The sequence below is a fragment of the Belnapia sp. F-4-1 genome (assembly GCF_000802185.1).
In the GTDB taxonomy this organism is placed as follows: Bacteria; Pseudomonadota; Alphaproteobacteria; order Acetobacterales; family Acetobacteraceae; genus Belnapia.
Window position 1 is genome coordinate 46,225 of record NZ_KN676116.1, and the last position, 17,071, is coordinate 63,295.

The 17,071-nt window shown below is 64.7% G+C and carries 13 protein-coding genes and 4 pseudogenes; 9 read left to right on the forward strand and 8 right to left on the reverse strand.

What is annotated here, in order from left to right:
* Positions 1-522 precede the first annotated feature (522 nt).
* Entirely contained in the window at positions 523-951 is a 429-nt protein-coding gene (locus LH62_RS27035; RefSeq protein ID WP_144404748.1) for a KilA-N domain-containing protein, read from the forward strand.
* A gap of 34 nt (positions 952-985) precedes the next feature.
* Here the strand turns inward: LH62_RS27035 and LH62_RS27040 are convergent.
* The 4 genes and pseudogenes from LH62_RS27040 to LH62_RS29865 all read right to left on the reverse strand — a co-directional run bounded on the left by LH62_RS27040 (position 986) and on the right by LH62_RS29865 (position 5,051).
* Positions 986-2,295, reverse strand: a pseudogene (locus LH62_RS27040) (IS3 family transposase).
* A 158-nt stretch (positions 2,296-2,453) separates the two neighbouring features.
* On the reverse strand, positions 2,454-3,224 hold the full coding sequence (locus LH62_RS27050) for a DMT family transporter (RefSeq protein ID WP_043367306.1): 771 nt from the start codon (positions 3,222-3,224) through the stop codon (positions 2,454-2,456).
* Positions 3,225-3,322: 98 nt separating this feature from the next.
* Positions 3,323-4,129: pseudogene (locus LH62_RS27055) on the reverse strand (IS630 family transposase); the annotation flags it as partial.
* A gap of 96 nt (positions 4,130-4,225) precedes the next feature.
* Positions 4,226-5,051 (reverse strand): annotated as a pseudogene (locus LH62_RS29865) (IS5 family transposase).
* A gap of 321 nt (positions 5,052-5,372) precedes the next feature.
* On the opposite strand from LH62_RS29865, the gene LH62_RS27070 reads away from it, so the two are divergent.
* The 3 genes from LH62_RS27070 to LH62_RS27080 all read left to right on the forward strand — a co-directional run bounded on the left by LH62_RS27070 (position 5,373) and on the right by LH62_RS27080 (position 7,451).
* Entirely contained in the window at positions 5,373-5,777 is a 405-nt protein-coding gene (locus LH62_RS27070) for an HU family DNA-binding protein (protein WP_082012980.1), read from the forward strand.
* A 1,048-nt stretch (positions 5,778-6,825) separates the two neighbouring features.
* Positions 6,826-7,104: a hypothetical protein gene (locus LH62_RS31710; protein ID WP_201445679.1), complete on the forward strand. Its 279-nt coding sequence runs from the start codon at positions 6,826-6,828 to the stop codon at positions 7,102-7,104.
* The gene (locus LH62_RS27080) at positions 7,101-7,451 is read left to right on the forward strand and encodes a hypothetical protein (protein ID WP_043367310.1); all 351 of its coding nucleotides are present in this window, start codon (positions 7,101-7,103) and stop codon (positions 7,449-7,451) included. The genes LH62_RS31710 and LH62_RS27080 overlap by 4 nt, the downstream gene beginning before the upstream one ends.
* A 607-nt stretch (positions 7,452-8,058) precedes the next feature.
* On the opposite strand, the gene LH62_RS27085 is transcribed toward LH62_RS27080, so the two are convergent.
* Positions 8,059-8,256 carry a hypothetical protein gene (locus tag LH62_RS27085; RefSeq protein WP_144404750.1) on the reverse strand — a complete coding sequence of 66 codons (198 nt, stop codon included), beginning with the start codon at positions 8,254-8,256 and terminating at the stop codon, positions 8,059-8,061.
* A gap of 1,316 nt (positions 8,257-9,572) precedes the next feature.
* On the opposite strand from LH62_RS27085, the gene LH62_RS29870 reads away from it, so the two are divergent.
* On the forward strand, positions 9,573-11,258 hold the full coding sequence (locus LH62_RS29870; protein ID WP_043367312.1) for a methyl-accepting chemotaxis protein: 1,686 nt from the start codon (positions 9,573-9,575) through the stop codon (positions 11,256-11,258).
* Positions 11,259-11,372: 114 nt separating this feature from the next.
* Here LH62_RS29870 and LH62_RS30815 read toward each other — a convergent pair whose 3' ends face one another.
* Positions 11,373-11,708 carry a hypothetical protein gene (locus tag LH62_RS30815; RefSeq protein WP_144404751.1) on the reverse strand — a complete coding sequence of 112 codons (336 nt, stop codon included), beginning with the start codon at positions 11,706-11,708 and terminating at the stop codon, positions 11,373-11,375.
* Here LH62_RS30815 and LH62_RS32480 point away from each other — a divergent pair.
* The 3 genes from LH62_RS32480 to LH62_RS27105 all read left to right on the forward strand — a co-directional run bounded on the left by LH62_RS32480 (position 11,707) and on the right by LH62_RS27105 (position 13,820).
* Positions 11,707-11,832: a hypothetical protein gene (locus LH62_RS32480; protein WP_255360039.1), complete on the forward strand. Its 126-nt coding sequence runs from the start codon at positions 11,707-11,709 to the stop codon at positions 11,830-11,832. The two genes, LH62_RS30815 and LH62_RS32480, sit on opposite strands and share 2 nt — an antisense overlap.
* Positions 11,833-12,335: 503 nt before the next feature.
* A complete protein-coding gene (locus LH62_RS27095; protein ID WP_043367313.1) occupies positions 12,336-12,662 on the forward strand; it encodes a hypothetical protein in 327 nt (108 codons plus the stop codon).
* A protein-coding gene (locus LH62_RS27105) for an IS3 family transposase (RefSeq protein WP_144404752.1) occupies positions 12,637-13,820 on the forward strand; the annotation gives its coding sequence in 2 pieces (ribosomal slippage) (positions 12,637-12,901 and positions 12,901-13,820; 1,185 coding nt in all). Before LH62_RS27095 ends, LH62_RS27105 begins: the two co-directional genes overlap by 26 nt.
* 39 nt (positions 13,821-13,859) lie before the next feature.
* Here LH62_RS27105 and LH62_RS27110 read toward each other — a convergent pair.
* Positions 13,860-14,451, reverse strand: a pseudogene (locus tag LH62_RS27110) (ABC transporter substrate-binding protein); the annotation flags it as partial.
* 247 nt (positions 14,452-14,698) lie between these two features.
* Between LH62_RS27110 and LH62_RS27115 the strand changes: the two are divergent.
* Positions 14,699-15,649: an MYG1 family protein gene (locus tag LH62_RS27115; RefSeq protein ID WP_043367316.1), complete on the forward strand. Its 951-nt coding sequence runs from the start codon at positions 14,699-14,701 to the stop codon at positions 15,647-15,649.
* A gap of 241 nt (positions 15,650-15,890) precedes the next feature.
* On the opposite strand, the gene LH62_RS27120 is transcribed toward LH62_RS27115, so the two are convergent.
* On the reverse strand, positions 15,891-16,856 hold the full coding sequence (locus LH62_RS27120) for a tripartite tricarboxylate transporter substrate binding protein (protein ID WP_236552714.1): 966 nt from the start codon (positions 16,854-16,856) through the stop codon (positions 15,891-15,893).
* Positions 16,857-17,071 lie beyond the last annotated feature (215 nt).

Below are 17,071 nucleotides of genomic sequence, written 5' to 3' on the forward strand. Positions count from 1 at the left end.
ACGATTTTGAAATTAGATCGCACCATCCCCATCTGTGGTGGACGAGAGGCATGACCCTGACGGCGCCCTCGCTCCCCTGATGGCATAGCGCCGCTTTCAAACTCGCGGGTCGAGCACAAGCCGGTCGCTTGCCGGACCGCCCCAGCGCATCCCAACGGGTGCCCCATGGCTGGTCCGCGTCGTCCCCGACCGAGCTCAGGGTTGGGTCTTCTGTCTCTCGGCTACCCTTGTCCCGCATCTGGGCAGGCCTCCAGGGCGTCACCTCGACGTCCCTGGCTGCCCGGCACCGCGCATCCGGCACTGAGCCGGCCGCTTCTGCAAACCCTATCCCTGCCAGCGGTGGCAGGGCGATGCCGGCCTAAGGGTCGAGCCTGACCACGTCCACCATCACCGTGGGGCGCCAGCCCGACATCCGCCTCGGCGGTACGCCGGGCTGTGCCGCCCCTCCCCAACCGGTCTCGGCAGCTCCGAGCCGACCGCAGCGGACCCTTGAGCAAGGCCGAAACCCTGTTGGAGATCACCATGACCCCCATCAGCATCCTCAGCTACCATGGCAAACCCATCCGCCTCCGCGGCACCATGCTGAACCTGACCGACATGTGGCGGGCGGCAGGCTGCCCGGAGTACCGGCGCCCCAACCACTGGCTGGTCCTCGAGGAGACCACGCGCTTTCGCACCCACGCCCAGACGCACTGGACCGACCCCGATGGGGAGGCCAGCCAAAATATCATCCAGGATGATATTATCCGCCTCGACCCCGATGGCTTCGTTGCCACCGCCCGCGGCCGCCACGGCGGCACCTGGGCGCACTGGCAGCTTGCCCTGGCCTATGCCCGCTACCTCTCGCCCGAGTTCCACCTCTGGTGCAACACCGTCGTCCGTGCCGCCCTGGTGTGGCACGGCGGCCGATCCACGGCGGACCACGATCCGCTGCGACAGCACCTGGTGTAGTGCGCCCGGTTGTTGAGACAGCTGACTGCGCTGTTCAGGCGGCCAAGGGTAGATGGGTAGGTAGGCACTGAGCAAGGCCGCGTTGCTCGGCGCGGATCTGATTCGGGGTGCAGTAGCCGTGCATGGCGACGAGCCAGGTGGCGTTGTAGTGGGCAACGAAGTCCTGCAGCCCGCGGCGCAGCTCTTCGATGGTGTCGAAGGTGTGCACCCAGAGGAAGTTCTCTTTCAAGGTACGGATAAAGCGCTCGGCGACGCCGTTGCCCTCGGGCTGGCGGACGAAGGAGGGCGAGCTCTCGATGCCGAGGAAGGCGATCTCGTCCTGCAAGTCGCCGGACATGTAGTTGGAGCCATGGTCGTGGCGCAGAGCGAGACCCTTGGCTGCGTTCTTTTCGATGCGGCCGAAGTGGCGCAGGACACCCTGCCGGATCGGCTCGAGTGCCTCGAAGCGGTTGCCGGAGCGCGCGGCATGGTTGCCGACGCACTCGCCGGAGCAGTGGTCGACAGCGACGAACACCCGAGCCCGGCCCTCCTTTACGGTCACGGTTTCGGTCATGTCGGTCCCCCACATTGCATCCACGGCGGTGGTGGTGATCGTGCCGTCATGGGCGCGCTGCTCGGGACGGCCGACGCGGTGTGGCGCGAGCAGGCCGTGCTGGCCCATGAGGCGCCGGACCCGGCGAGCCGAGGTGCGGATGCCGGCATGGCGCAGCCGGGCCCAGATCTTGCGGTAGCCCTCACCATGCAGGCGCGAGCCAAGGATCTGGGCGCGGATGTGCTCGAGCAACGCGGCATCGGAGCAGGCACCTACCGGGCCCCGGCGTGTTGGCCCGGCCGGCGCCGTGGGGTCGGGCGCCGCACGGTGGCGGTAGACCGTGGCACGGGAGAGCCGCCAGACCCGGGCGACCCGGGCCAGGCCGTAGGCGCGGTCTGTGGCCGGCGAGACAGCCTGGCTCATCGCCTCGACCTCCGTCGGCCCAAAGGGCGCCCGCCCTCCAGAGCCGCAATCTTCTGCTCCAGCAGCTCGTTGGCCATGGTGACCTCGCCGAGCTTGGCCTTAAGCCGGAGCAACTCCTCATCGCGGCTGTCGCGCTCGCGCTCCTTCATCGCCGCCTCCGCCCCGACCAGGGCGCGGTCGCGCCACTCGCTCAGACGAGCGACGGTAACGTTGAGGTCCCGGGCTACGGTCTCCAGCGGCTCGCCGCGTAGCAGCCGGGTGACGGCAGCCAGCTTGCGCCGAGCGGAGTTGCGGCGCTCCGGCCCAGCCGCGCCCGAGGGGGCGCCGGCGTCAGCGTTCCGGGCGCACGCCGGCGCCCCCTCGGGTTTGTCGCTGTGGTTCTGGTCCATTGGTCTGACCTCCGGTTGCGGTGATCTCTACCGCAGTCGGCTGTCTCATCGAACCGTGCCGCACCCCACTTGTGACAGTCTTTTCCGTCAACCGCTTGGGGGAGTCAAAGCGTTGAACGACAATGGTCAGCGCAGCGGTCCTGGTCCAGTCTGCGGCTTCAGACCGTCATGCGTATCGGTGATGGCCTAAGCGCCAGCCCTAGCGCAGCGGCGGCGCAGAGCGTGGCGGCTATCTGTGCTGGCCCGAAGGGTTCACCGAGAAGAATGCTTCCAGATACCATGGCTACCAGGGGCACCGTGATTGATGAAAGCGCCGCCGCCTGCATGGGCAGCAAGCTGACAATGGTGAACCAAGTGGCGGTGCCGAGCGCCATAGGAATCAGGCCGATATAGATCGTCGTCGCCCAGACCTGCCAGGAAGCCGTCGGCACAGCTACTCCATCGATTAGCATCGCGCCTAGCACGATGGGCGGGAAGGCGAGCATCACCTGCCAAGCGGTCAATGCCAGGCGCATTCCTTGCCAGTCGGTCCGCTTCACCGTGATGGTGCCGAGCGCCCAGACAAAGCCAGCCAGCAGGCCGCTGGCCATCCCCAGCGGCGCACCCGCATAAATAGCGAAGTTGGGCCACATCAGCAACGTCACCGATGCCGCCCCCAAAGCCAAGGCCAGCCACATTCGTGCCGAGGCCTGCTCTCCGAAGCACAGTACGGACAACAAGCCAGTCCATAGCGGCATGGTGTAGGCCAGCATGGCGGCATGGCCGGAGGGGATGTAGAGCACGGCAAGAGCCGTCGTGATGTTCCAAAGACAGATGTTGAGCGCTGAAGCTGCCAGGAGCGGCAGCCACACTCCACGTGGTACCGACAGGGACTCACCACGCAGCTTGACGATGATCACCAACGGCATTGTCAACTTGGCGAACGTCATCCGAAATGACCACAATTTTCCATCGTCGGGGTGGCAAAACGCGCAATGCGGCAGTTGAGACGCGGCCTGTCAGATAGCCAGTGTTGCGAAATTCCGTTTCGGTTTAGCGCAAGTTGACAATGCCCCTCGACGGCATTGATCCAGGAGGCTGAGGTTGGGGTGAAGTGGAACACCCACCGAGGGTGCCGCTCCAGCCAAGCGCGGACCTTGGGATGCTTGTGGGTGGCGTAGTTGTCGGCGATGGCGTGGATCAGCTTACCCGCGGGCACGGCGCGTTCCACGGCGTTAAGGAAGCGGACGAACTCCTGGTGCCGGTGCTGTGGCATGCAGCGGCCCAGCACGGTGCCATCCTGGACATTGAGCGCGGCGAACAGGGTGGTGACGCCGTTGCGTTTGTAGTCGTGGGTCATGGTGCCGCATTTGCCGGGCTTGAGGGGTAGGCCAGGCTGGGTACGGTCAAGCGCCTGGATCTGCGACTTCTCATCAATGGACAGCACCACGGTGTGCATCGGCGGATCCATGGTGAGGCCGACGATGTCCTCGACCTTCTCGGCGAAAGCCGGATCGTTGGAGCGCTTGAAGCTGCGCAGGCGGTGCGGCTGCAGCCGGTGGGTATCCCAGATGCGCTGCACTGAGCGCAGGCTGATGCCGCTGGCCTGCGCCATCGCCCGACCGGTCCAGTGGGTAGCCTGGCCCCGCGGCTCGGAGCAGGTGAGCGCCAGCACCTTCGCCACGGTTGCAGTCGGCACTGGCGCCCTGCCAGGTGGGCGGGTCTTGTCGCGCAGCAGGCCGTCCACCCCAGCTTGGACGTAGCGTGCCTGCCAGCGCCACACCGCTGGTCGGCTTGCCGCGGCCTGACGGGCAACCTCGGCGACGGGGAGCCGGTCAGCGGACAGTAGGATGATCCTCTACACTACACCGAAGTTACGGTTGCATACCGGACCTCCGCAAAAATGCTCCAGCCGCTTCGCCCAGTGGCGGCTAGGGCGTGTCTGCAAAGGTTAGAGCCACAGTAGAAGCATGCCGATGTGAACCATGCCGAGGTAGTTGGCCGCGCGCGTCTCGTAGCGTGTGGCGATGCGGCGGAACTGCTTGAGGCGGTTGATCAGGCGCTCGACCAGATTGCGACGGCGGTACGCGGTGCGGTCGAAGTGGGGCTGCCGGCGCTGGTTGCTCTTGCTCGGGATCACGGCCCGGATGTGACGCCGACGCAGTCGACCGCGCGCGGTCGGGCTGCTGTAGCCCTTGTCGCCGGCGGCGCACCGTGGCCGCAGACGAGGCCGGCCCCCGCCAGGGCGGCGGATCGCCCCCTGATCCAGCAGCGCCTCAAGCGCCATCTGCTCGTGCCGCTCGCCGCCGGTCAGCACCGCCGTGATCGGCCGGCCGTTGCCCTCGGCTCGCAGGTGCAGCTTGGTCGAGAACCCGCCCTGACTGCGGCCCAGCGCCTCCCTGGCCTGCGCCTCACCCCCCGACGGCGCCGTCTCGGCGAGCGCCGGCGGCGTGCTGATGAGCGCGGATCACGGTTGCGTCCACGAAGTGCAGGTCCCAGTCGATCTGGCCTGCCGCCTCCGCCTCGGCCTGCAGCGCCGCCAGGATGCGGTCCCACGCGCCCGAGGCACGCCAGCGATAGAAGCGGCTCGAGACCGTCCCCACCGACCCATAGCGCGCCGGCAGGTCACGCCAGGGCGCACCGGTGCGCAGGACCCACAGAATACCATCGATAATGCGCCGATGCGGCGCGTTCGGATGCCCCGTCCAGGGCTTCTCCGGCGGCAGGTGCGGCTCCAGTCGCCGCCACTGCGCGTCGGTCAAATCACCTCGTCTCACTCAACCTATATGGGGTCACGAGCCCGAAACGTCAGCCCTTTGCAGACACGCCCTAGCCACCACCCATCCGTCCCGCCTCCGGGGACGGCGCATCAGAGCCCCATGACCTCGGCCCGAGGTCATGGGGCTTTCTGCGTTTCCAACATCAGTTGATTCCACCGTGCCAGGACAAAGGCCTGGTCCAGGTACAATCCCAAACTGCACCTACTCGCGGTTGCTAAATGACGGCGGTATGAGGTTTAACAAAGTTCGAGATGGTCGCCGATTCGCCCTATCGATCGTCACGGCCGTCTCTCTTCAGCGGCACTGGAGCATCAGGCCATGGCGACCAAAAAGCCCATTCCGCCGTCCAAGGCATCGACGCCCGAAGCGAAAAAACCCGTCTCGGCAGCCAAGACGCCGGTGTCGGCGACCAAGGAAACTGGCTCACCAGCCAAGGCCCCTACCGCCACCACGGTGACCCTCAAGCAACTGGCACCTGCGTTGGCCGAGACAAGCAATCTCAGCAAGCAGCAGAGCGAAGCCATGCTCAATTCCCTGGTTGAAATGGTGACCGAACGGCTGAAGGCCGGTGACAAGGTTCGCCTGACCGGACTGGGCATTCTGCAGGTGCGCGATCGTCCGGCTCGTACCGGTCGTAATCCAGCCACCGGGCAGCCGATTGAGATCAAGGCCAGCAAGAAGATTGCCTTCACGGCATCCAAGGAACTCAAGGACGCTGTGTGACGTCTGCTTCACCCACCAGCGGGAAGCATTGTGGCCTGAGCCTTCGCCGAGCTGGGCAGCTGGCCGCAAAAGATTGGCTTTGAACCAAGCCCTCATCGATGCCCATTGCCGCCGGCCGTGGAGCATCGCTTGGATTGGTGCGATCGATTTACCTCTTGGCAAGGCTTGCACAGCAGCCTGACGGTGGCGGGGTGGGTTGGGAGGGCATTGTCAACTTGGCGAACGTCATCCGAAATGACCGCAATTTTCCATCGTGGGGGTGGCAAGACGCGCAATGCGGCAGTTGAGACGCGACCTGTCAGATAGCCAGTGTTGCGAAATTCCGTTTCGGTTTAGCGCAAGTTGACAATGCTGGCGAGGCTCCTCGGCCTCGTCATGGGCAGGATCTCGGATCCTCCGATCATCGAGGACGCTTCCTCCAGCTATCCCACGGTCGGGGAGCCGGAGCGGAGGCTGGCCCTGAAGCACGTGGTCAACTGTCGCTGGAGGCGTTCTGGATCATACGTGCCGACACCGGGCAGGTATTAGCCAAGCTGTCGACCGCCGACCTGTTGCCGGTGGGTGCCGGGGCGCAGAGATGAGCGGCCTCTGAGGCCAGCGAAGGCGGCCATTACGCAAGCTGGCCTTGCAAGGCTCTGAGATGCCGGCGCGCTTGGCGAGCGGATAATGCCGGCCGCGGGGCCGTAGCGAAGTTCTACGATGGGCGGCGAGACTGAGTTCAGATTTCCATCTGCTCCGCAGCTCGCCACCGCTACCAGTCATTCTACGGCAGCAAGAGATTGGAACCTGAAGATAAATTCTGGCTCCCCTCTGTCAAAGGGTGTCCAGTTCAGCCGGCTCTCTCCATAAAGGTCCGGCCATTCTGCTAGCTGGAGACGTCCCCGCGCTTGTGGAAGTGCTAGCTTGAACAGGCACTGTGGCCGGCAGGGGGGCTGGTGTATATCGCCCGCGGTCCCGCTCCCACCGCTTTGCCTATATCCGGGGGTGGCGGTGCGTAGGTCGGGCGAGGGGTCACCCCTTCCGATCACCGGGACCGCTATACTGCGGCATGGCCCTCTTCCCGGATCCACCAGCGCCTGCACCAGCTCGACCTGAGATCGAACAGACCACCGTAACCGGACCACTCGGCGGCCCCAGCTACAGCTACCGCGGCGCCGTCATCGAGTGTCAGAAGGGCGGTCATGTCTGCCGGCTGCAGATGCCTGAGCACCCGCTCCACAGCCACAGCTTCGGCGTGGCCGGGACCATCACGCCGCTGGTCGACCTGTGGGTCGATGAGAGGCGGTTGCCCCGCTACATGCGAGCGGTGCCTAAGGCGAAGCGGTGACGAGCTTTGACCGCCTGATCCGCATCGCCGACCGGCTGGCTGTGGTCAAAGCCGGCAGCCGCATTGCGGACGAGACCATCCATCAGGCGATAGGGCGTACTGGCCCGGCGCCGTTCTACACGACTGACAAGGCCGCGGCGCGGACCCTACTGCCGGTAGGCTTTGAGTGGATCACCGCCACCTCTGCGGGCGGCCGGGTCTATGCGCCGTGCCGCCGCTCCGGCCGCGACGCCGACACACTGCCCTTTCCCCATCATGGGCAATGGGGGCGGACCCTGCCACTGTCCATGTGCGGGGCGGCGATGCGGGCTTGGGCGATGCTGGCGAAGAGTAGAGAGATAGAGTGAGCGCTACGAGCCGAGGCGGTAGCGCCCGGTCATTTCGTTGAAACCCTCGCGCTGTGCCTCATGGTCAGTGACCAGGTTAACGAGCACGAGCGCAGCGGTACCGACCAGAAACACGAACATTGGGAACCTCCATAGTAGGGTCCCCTCCCTTACACTTGGCGATATGCTGCATCGCACAAAACACAACTTCAAGTTATGTTTTGTCTCCCACTTACAGGAATAGGTGCAACGCCACACTCAGCGCGGCCATCCCAAGGCTGGCAATGAGACACAGCGCCATCAAGGCAAGAAGAACCAACCCCCGCTGCACTGTTCCACGAGATTGGCGCGGCGGTGACGAGCTCCTCAGCGAGGAGCGTGTCGTTGCGAGGAAGGTGGGAAAGGGTTGAGAGCGGTGGGATTGGGTTGATTGGGCCGTAAGGAACCGATAGCGCCCCTCAGGCGTGATCTTCGGCTTCTCGGGCAGCATCTGGGCGTCAAGTGGTGGCCTCATAGCCCCCACGATAGAAGCCACAGCTCCCATCTGCAGCCGGACCACAGGTAGAAACGGAGCGGTTGCCGAATTACATGCGCGTCGCGCCGGTGGCGGAGCGGAAGCGATGAGGCATCAGATCCGCCACTGCCCGGCGCCGCGCTGGAGCAGCAGCCACGTGCCTCCGACGCCTGGCGTCTCCGGCGGGCCGCTCAAGCCCACGATGTCGGCCCGCTCGCCGCACTGGTTGCAGCGCAGCTTCGGCAGCACCTCGGCCCATGTCAGACTTGCCGGGATCTGCGGCACGAGATCCGCCACGAGCCGGTATTGCACCCTGCAGGACCCGGCGCATCGCACGACGAGACGCCACCCTCGGCCGGGGTCAGCGAAGTCGGCCACGAGGCGGCCCATGGCGATCCGGCCGAGACGGACTGGTTCGGGTTCATCCATTGTCATGCAGACCGGTTGGTAGAGCGGATAGGGCGGGCGGCGATGCTGGCAAAGAGCTGAGGTTCGGCGGCCGTGGTTTGGATGACGCAGCAAGCGAGCCGATGAAACCGGCCCCAAGCGCCCGCCATCTCCAGACCAGCGCCCGAGGCCCTGGCAGGCGCCTCCTCTGCGGTAATCTCTGCTCCGCAACCTAGATCGCCTGTGGCACAAACATCACCAAGCCAATTTCACCCTGCGATAGGGTGCGACTTGGGAGCCGGAAGGGAACTGCGCGTGCGCCACTTTGCGCGATAACGAACGGCGTAACGTGTACAGTTCGGAGGTCAGAGCCTCCCTCCCGCTCCAACCGGCAAGATTGAGCGAAGCCTCACCTGCGATAAACGCCCGCTTACCACAAAGCGAGACGACGCTGCCGCAAGAAGGCAGGCGCTGCCGTAATCGGCCGCAGGCACGAAAAAGCCTGCCTCCCCAATGGCGAAGGCGGGCTTGAGCAGATCATACCGGTAGGAGTCTTCTACTTCCCCCACGCTATTCAACCCAGAATAGGGCTTGCGGTTCCATCGCCGCGCTAGTCGGCGCTGCCGCAATCGCGCTGCGGACAAAAAAAGGGCCGTTCCTGGGAGGGGACGGCGGCCCTAAGTTCAAACTGTATGGAGCATTCAACCTGTAATTCACTCCTTGTGGTTGAGTTTTTGATTATTCCTCAGAGGAATCGTCTGCTTGATCAACTTAGGATTGTGGAGGTGACGGGATAAGAAAAACGCCCGCCCCTTGATGGCAAGGAGCGGGCGCAAGGAGGAGACTAATCACAGGGTGAGGCCGTCCAGAGCCTCACATCCTACAACTCACGATAACTCATTGCGTTTCATGCACCCGTTTAAGTTGCAATTGGGCGCAATGGTATCGTGTTGAACCTCAGCGGCCGCCGCCGTGGTCAAATCCAACAAGAGCGGTTTGGTCGCGTTTGTTAACGAACATCCAACCTTCTACTGACAAAAAGAAGCCTTATCCTGTCTGCAAACTTACCTCGCCGGCTTCGTCGGCGAGGTCCTTTTGCTGCTTGTGCTCGCGATTACAAAGCGATCAAACTCACAATGAGACACCAACTCATTGGTTATTAGTGCCTCGTTAATACGAGATCGTTATCACAAGTCTGATCAAACTGCGGGCTCACGCCTGCAATGGCAGACGGGATGACAATGACCTTCCTCAGCAAAATGAGTGTCCGCACCAAGCTCATGAGCGCCTTCGGAGCTCTCTTCCTGGTCCTTACAGGCCTAGGTGCGAGTTCTGTGCAGCAGATCTGGCAGATGGATGCCGTCGCCAGCGACATGGTCGATAACTGGATGCCCTCCATCGACTCCCTGGGTCGGGTGACTGCGGCTATTGGCCGCCACCGCTCTGCTGTTGCGAGTATGGTGCTCGCTGAGGATGCTCAGGTGCTTCAGGCTGCCAAGCAGCGTCATGATCGAGCGACAGAAGCGTTCAATACGTCTTGGCGCGTTTATGAGCCGCTGATCACGCCTGGAGAAGAACGGCAGCATGCAGATGCAATGCGATCCGCATGGTTGGAGTACAAAGGCATTGCTGATCAGGTAATCGCCGAAACGATGGCCGGCAATCGTTCGGGCGCCAACTCTCGTTTCATCACCACCATCCCACCTTATACTCGGGCGCTTGAAGCAGCCGACAAAGGCTTGAACTTCAACACGCAGATGGGACAGGTCGCAGCCGTTGCTGCCCACGCGGCATCTGCGCGCGCGGTGTGGGTAATTAGCGTTGTCACCATGTTCGCCGCCGCCATGACGCTGGCCTCGGTGCTTTGGTTGAATGCGAGCATCATCAAGCGCATTGCCCGGCTGGCCGGGGTGATGCGCCAGCTGGCCAAGCGCGATTATGCCTTCGACCTTCCTTGTGTGACGATGCCCGACGAAATTGGCGACATGGCTCGTGCAGTGCAGGAGTGCCGCGCGGGGCTGCAGGAGGCCGACCGGCTGGCGGCGGAGCAGGCGCGGCTGCAAGAGATCGAGACCCGGCGTGCGGCCCATCTGGCGGACCTGACGCGCGGGTTTGAGGGAGCGGTGGGGCAGCTGTCCAGCACCCTGGCCTCGGCGGCGACGGAGCTGCAGGCGACCTCGGCGGTGATGTCGGGCAGTGCCGGCCAGGCCAGCGCCCAGGCGGGGGCGGTGGCGGTGGCCGCCGAGCAGGCCAGCGGCAACGTGCAGACCGTGGCAGCCGCCGCCGAGGAGCTCTCGGCCTCGGTCTCCGAGATCTCCCGCCAGGTGGCGCAGTCGGCCAAGGTGGCCGGCCGTGCGGCGGACGACGCCCGGCGGACGGACGCCACCGTGCGCGAGCTCGCCGACGGCGCCCAGCGGATCGGCGAGGTGGTGCGGCTGATCAGCGACATCGCCAGCCAAACCAACCTGCTGGCGCTGAACGCCACGATCGAGGCGGCGCGCGCCGGCGATGCCGGCAAGGGCTTTGCCGTGGTCGCCTCCGAGGTCAAGGCGCTGGCCGGGCAGACCGCCAAGGCCACCGAGGAGATCTCGGTCCAGGTCGGCCAGATCCAGACCGCCACCCGCGACGCGGTGGCCGCCATCCAGGGCATCGCCAGCACCATCGGCGAGGTCAACCAGATCGCCGGCGCCATCGCCGCCGCCGTCGAGGAGCAGGGCTCGGCCACCCAGGAGATCGCCCGCAACGTCCAGCAGGCCGCCGCCGGCACCCAGGAGGTCACCCGCAACATCGGCGGCGTCAGCCGCGCCTCGGCCGAGACCGGCGAGGCTGCCGGTCACGTCCTCCAGGCCGCCGGGGAGGTGTCCCGCCAGTCCGAGCGCCTCGGCGCCGAGGTCACCACCTTCCTCCAGGGCGTCAGGGCGGCCTGACCACCACCCAGGGCTGGCCAATGCCGGCTAGCCCTGGGTAGCGAACTGTGCGGTCGCGCCATTGTGGCTTTTGCTGCTTAGCAAACGCCGGCACATGCCATTCTAGCGGAGGAACTAGGGGGCTCTCTCCCTAGAGCTGGGAGAAGCCTGGCTGCCCCGCCCACCAGGGCTCGGCACCACCAGCCTTAGTCGTGCGGCAGCAGCCTCAAGCAGCGCCACATCACCTGCCCGCCACTGTTTACCCGTCATCAGCTTGATCGCCTCGGCCACCGGCATCCCGATCGCTGCGGCAATCGCGGCAGGGCTGGTGATGCAGCGGTCATGCAGCGCCTGGCCGACCAGCATCCGCAACCGGATGGTCTGCAGGCGATCGGCATCGCGCTGACGGCGCTCCTCGGGTGTGATCTTCGGCTTTACGGGCGGCATCTGGTCATCGGGCGACAGGCTCATGGCACGGATGTTGGGCGCCGCCGCGGCCAGCGGTAGAGAAGGCCCGCTCGACGGCCTATCCTACAGCTACCGCGGCGTCGTCATCGACCGTCAGAAGGGCAGCCATACCAGTCATGACCGTTGAGGGCATTGTCAACTTGCGCTAAACCGAAACGGAATTTCGCAACACTGGCTATCTGACAGGTCGCGTCTCAACTGCCGCATTGCGCGTTTTGCCACCCCGACGATGAAAAATTGCGGTCATTTCGGATGACGTTCGCCAAGTTGACAATGCCCCCGTGCAGGCCACCGACCTATGCAACAAAGTTAACATGCAGGCCATTTGGCCATCACGAGTACGACGGAGGCCCTGGGCCGAGTCCTAGGAAGGGCAGGCCGATTCGGGGGACAGATGGGGACTCTACCAGCACCCATCCACAACCTCAGCGGGGACTTTGCCAGCCAGCCCTGGGGACTTTACCAGCACCGCCGCAAATCCGGGACTATATCGATTCAACGGCTTACTGAGTTATCCCGGGGACTCTGCCCGCCTACTTCAAATAAGCTCTTTCAAATAACCTCTTCCTAGTATCTGCGCTGGTAAAGTCCCCAGCGACAGGACGCGAAAATCCCAGCATCTTCCTCGCCATGGGAACGGTGCACGACATCCTGGAAGCAGGGGGCAAGGAGGCAGCGCTGCGGGCCGACATCGAACGGGCCGTTGTCGAGGCTGCTTCCCTCTACATGGCCGATGAGAGTGCGGGCATAGGCTTCCTCTACTCGGGCTGGTGCCAGGCCGCCCTCCCCCACCGCCGGCTACCCGATGAAGACTCCTGGCAGATCAGTAGCGGCGGCGTGGCGCTGTCCGTGGAACCCGGTCGCAAACTGATCCGCCCCCCTTTGAAGTGGTCCGTCCTGAGGTATGGGTTTGAACTGGAGGAGGACCGAGATGGCGAGCAAGAAGCACCGGCCTGAGGAGGCTGTAGCCAAGCTGCGGCAGGTAGACGTCCTGGTGTCGCAGGGGCAGTCCGCGGCGGAGGCGATCCGGGCGATTGGGGTGACGGAGGTGACCTACTATCGCTGGCGACGGGAGTTCGGGGGCTTGAAGTCGGATCAGGTGAAGCGCCTGAAAGACCTCGAGGCGGAGAACGCCCGGCTACGCAAGGCGATCGCGGACCTGACGCTCGACAAGCAGATTCTGGCCGAGGCCGCCCGGGGAAACTACTGAGCCCCGCGCGTCGGCGCGCCTGTGTCGAGCACATTGTGCACACGATGGGTATCCCCGAGCGCCGCGCTTGCGTGGTGCTCGGGCAGCATCGCTCGACCCAGCGCAAGGCGCCGCGGGACCAGGACGACGAAGAGCGACTCACCGCCGACATCATCGAGTTGGCGCGGCAGTATGGCCGCTACGGCTACCGCAAGGTCACGGCCTTGCTGCGAGATGCCGGCTGGCTGGTGAACGCCAAGCGGGTGGAGCGGATCTGGCGGCGCGAGGGGCTGAAGGTGCCGCCGCGCCAGCCGAAGCGTGGTCGGCTGTGGCTGGCCGACGGCTCCTGCATTCGGCTGCGCCCAGAGCGGCCGAACCATGTTTGGAGCTACGATTTTGTCGAGGACCGCACCCATGACGGGCGCAAGTTCAGGATGCTCAACGTCCTGGACGAGTTCACCCACGAATGCTTGGCTATCCGAGTGGGACGCAGGCTCAAGGCAGCGGATGTGATCGACGTGCTGTCCGACCTGTTCATCCTGCGTAGCGTGCCCGCGCACATCCGCTCGGACAACGGCCCCGAGTTCGTAGCCAAGGCGGTGCAGGGCTGGATCGCGGCGGTCGGTGCCAAGACGGCCTACATCGCCCCAGGCAGCCCGTGGGAGAATGGATACGTGGAGTCGTTCAATGCGCGCCTGCGCGACGAGCTACTGGACGGCGAGATCTTCTACAGCCTGCGTGAGGCCGAGGTGGTGATCGAGAGCTGGCGCCGGCACTACAACACCGTCCGCCCGCACGCTTCGCTCGGCTTCAGGCCGCCAGCACCGGAGGTGTTCATGCCTACCTTCGCCGCCTGGCCTGTGGCGCTACGTCGACCGGCGCCGCCGACCACACAGGTCGTGACGCCCAGGCCAATGCTGAACTAACATTCATAGCGGACCACCCGATGGGGGCCGATCACTGAGCGCTCCCGGGACGCGCTCGGCCGCGACGTAGCGGAATGGCCCGCTGCCGACCATCTCGGTGATCGGCTTGTAGGGATCGGAACTGGCCAGCCGCTCTGGCATGATCGCGCACATGTTGCCGGCGATCTTGCCCAAGGCGTCTGGCAGGAGAGGAAAGGGACGCTTGAGACGGAAGACGATCGTCTTGTCGTCGGCGGCCAAGAGCTCGTCATTGGCGGCCATCAGCGCCTGGCCGAAGGCGTCCCGCTTGCCCCAGCGGTTGATGCTGGCGACGCAGTCGCGGGCGAGCACCGGCGTGCCATCATGGAAGCGAAGACCATCGCGCAGCGTGAGCCGCCAGGTCTTGCCGTCGGCCTCGGTGGTGAAACCGTCCACCATCTGCGGCTGCGCCTTGAACTCACTATCCTGCCCAAACAGCGTATCGAACACCACGAAGCCATGGTTGCGCGATATGTAGGCGCTGGTGACGATGGGATCGAGCAAGGGCACGTCGATCTGCGGGACGAATGAGCGTCCTGGCGGCCTGCGACTGGGCCACGCGGGGTGCAACAAGCGCAGCGGCGCCGGTAGTGAGAAGGGTGCGGCGTTTCATTATCAGGGGACCTCGATCCGGTATCGGCTTAGGCACAGCAACAACGAGGCCATGCCCGCGACTGCCATCCTGCCGTCGGTACGTGGCTTTCCAAAGCAGATGATCGATCCACTTGGCCTCCCGCCACGCGCGGTATTGCCAAGATTAGGTGAGCTCGAACCATCGACGCATCGGACTTGCCAAGGTAGGTCCTGCGCCAAAGGCGTTTCCCATCGGCGCCGAAGCCCCTTCGTATCGGATTCAGATTATGACCCGTGACCTGCCGCTTCCCGTCCTCGCAACCCATGGCGGCAAGTTCCACTGCGACGAGGTATTTGCCTATTCCGTATTGCGCGTGGCGCTGGGCTTTGCTGAACCCGGCCGCGACCATGTTCTGCTGCGCACCCGCAAGCCGGAATTGATCGAAACGGCGGATATCGTCTGGGATGTAGGGTTCGTCTTCGATGCGGCCAAGAACCGATTCGACCACCATCAGCGCGGCGCACCGCAACGAGCCGATGGAACACCCTTCTCCTCCGCAGGCTTGGTTTGGCAAGCCTATGGCGAACGCGCGGTAGCCACTTTGTTGCGGGAGAGCGGGACCGAGGCCCTCGCTGCCGCGATCGCCTCGGAAGTCGATACGATCATTGTGCGACGAATTGACGAAATCGATAACGGCGTGGCGGCCGGCGGCTCGAACGAGCGCGATACGCTCGGCCTGGCCGCGCTGATCGGCGAATTCAATCCGACCTGGGATGATCCCGCCGGGACCGGGCCCACGGCCGGCGACGCGGCCTTCCAGGCGGCGGCCGAGTTGGCTTCAGGAGTTCTGCGTCGCCGCGTTGATGGTTTGCGGGCACGTCTCGCGGCCGAGGCCAGCGTCCTCGCTGCGCACAAGGCCGGCGACGATCCGCGCATCCTGGTACTGGATCACGGGATGCCCTGGAAGAACGCGGTTTTCTCGCACGACTTGCCAGTCTTGTTCACGGTTTCCCCCGCCTCGAATGGGAATTGGATGCTGGATACGATGCCGCCGGAGCTAGGCTCGTTCGACCAGCGGCTGCCGTTGCCCGAAGCCTGGGCCGGATTGCAGGGTGAGGCATTGGTGGCGAAGACGGGCGTAGCGGATGCCGTGTTCGTGCACCTGCGCCGCTTCGTAGGCGCCGCCAAGTCGCGCGCTGGCGCCGTGGACCTAGCTCGGAAGGCGATGGCAGTGTGAAACCGCTCTGATGTAGACCCTTGGCAGGTCTCGCTGGGTCGACAGTTGAACGCCGGGCTCATGCGTCCGGCCCACAATCTTTGCGTTTTGCCTAGGCTCACTGCGATGCGGCCAAACCACGCCGTAGGATGCGAAGCAAAGTGCGCTGCTTTTGGGTCCGCTCGCAGAGGCGAGCAGACATCCGCGAGAAGGGCTGAGCCCGGGCACCAGTGCGCGTCCGATGCCAATGCGCGGCCCGTCCCTACTGAACGCCCTGTGGCTGGATGCCGGCCTTACGAGCTGTATCCAGCCACTTTTCCATCTCGGCCCCGACGAAGGCGCGGCTCTCCTCCGGCGTCGAGGTCTTCACGTCAGCGCCAAGCGCCCGGTGGCGCTCGACCACCTCCGGCTGCCGCAGCGCGGCGACGCAGCCCTCATTCAGCGTCGCCAGTGTTGCCGGTGGCAGGTTGGCCGGTGCAATCACCATGCCCCAGGTCGAGGCCTCGAAGCCTGGCAGGAAGGCTTCGCCGATAGTAGGCACGTCGGGGAGTTGCGGCGCGCGTCGAGCGCCAGTGGTCGCCAGCGCCTTCAGGTTACCCGACTGAATGTGGGGCAGCGCTGCCGGCACGGTGTCGAACATGATGTCAACCCGCCCCGACATTAGATCCGGATGCGCCTGGCTAGAGCCGCGATAGGGCACGTACTCAAGCGGCATGCCAGTGCGCTGCCCAAACAACACCGGGGCGAGCCGCACGACGCCGCCAGTGCCGGCGAAGGTGACGCTGCCGCGGCTACGCTTTGCGTGCTCGACCAGTTCCGCCAGCGTGTTCGGCGCGAAGCTCTTCCCAGCGCAGAGCACCAGTGGCGTCGTCGTTGTCTGGGTGACAAAGCTGAAATCGCGCATGGTGTCGTAGGGCAAGCGGTAGTAGGCCGCGTTCACCGGGTGCCCGACCGAGACCAGGCCAAGCGTGTGCCCGTCCGGCGCGCTGCGGGCGATGACCTCGGTGCCGATCACCCCATCCGCGCCGGCGCGGTTTTCCACTGGCACTGGTTGGCCCCACATCTCCTTCAGCGGCTCCGATAAGAGCCGCGCAGTGATGTCGGAAACGCCCCCCGTCGTGTAGGGCACGATGAAGCGTACGGGCCGTGTAGGGAAAGTTGGCTGAGCGTGCGCAACTCGGCCCGCGACCAGGACGAGTGGGGACGCGATCGCCGCGCGTCGAGTCATGGACATGGTTCCTCAACTCCTCCCTTCGTCTTCGGAACTGCAGCAAGACAGCCCTGCCTTCCAATTGTGCGGCTGGGTCAGGCCCTACTCGGAAATCACAGCATCACAACTTACTCTTCAGCCGGCAAGCAGTTGGTGGAGCTTGGCACTCTGGGCGATTTGCAACGCCCGTTTGCCTCATGCTGAATTAGAGCCGCTCGGCGCGCTCATTCCCA

What these genes read in the sequence shown, in the direction of transcription:
- LH62_RS27035 (WP_144404748.1), top strand. Translation starts at nt 523, where the DNA reads ATGACCCCCATCAGCATCCTCAGCTACCATGGCAAACCCATCCGCCTC.
- LH62_RS27050 (WP_043367306.1), bottom strand. Translation starts at nt 3,224, where the DNA reads ATGACGTTCGCCAAGTTGACAATGCCGTTGGTGATCATCGTCAAGCTG.
- LH62_RS27070 (WP_082012980.1), top strand. Translation starts at nt 5,373, where the DNA reads ATGGCGACCAAAAAGCCCATTCCGCCGTCCAAGGCATCGACGCCCGAA.
- LH62_RS31710 (WP_201445679.1), top strand. Translation starts at nt 6,826, where the DNA reads ATGGCCCTCTTCCCGGATCCACCAGCGCCTGCACCAGCTCGACCTGAG.
- LH62_RS29870 (WP_043367312.1), top strand. Translation starts at nt 9,573, where the DNA reads ATGACCTTCCTCAGCAAAATGAGTGTCCGCACCAAGCTCATGAGCGCC.
- LH62_RS32480 (WP_255360039.1), top strand. Translation starts at nt 11,707, where the DNA reads ATGGCACGGATGTTGGGCGCCGCCGCGGCCAGCGGTAGAGAAGGCCCG.
- LH62_RS30815 (WP_144404751.1), bottom strand. Translation starts at nt 11,708, where the DNA reads ATGAGCCTGTCGCCCGATGACCAGATGCCGCCCGTAAAGCCGAAGATC.
- LH62_RS27095 (WP_043367313.1), top strand. Translation starts at nt 12,336, where the DNA reads ATGGGAACGGTGCACGACATCCTGGAAGCAGGGGGCAAGGAGGCAGCG.
- LH62_RS27115 (WP_043367316.1), top strand. Translation starts at nt 14,699, where the DNA reads ATGACCCGTGACCTGCCGCTTCCCGTCCTCGCAACCCATGGCGGCAAG.
- LH62_RS27120 (WP_236552714.1), bottom strand. Translation starts at nt 16,856, where the DNA reads ATGACTCGACGCGCGGCGATCGCGTCCCCACTCGTCCTGGTCGCGGGC.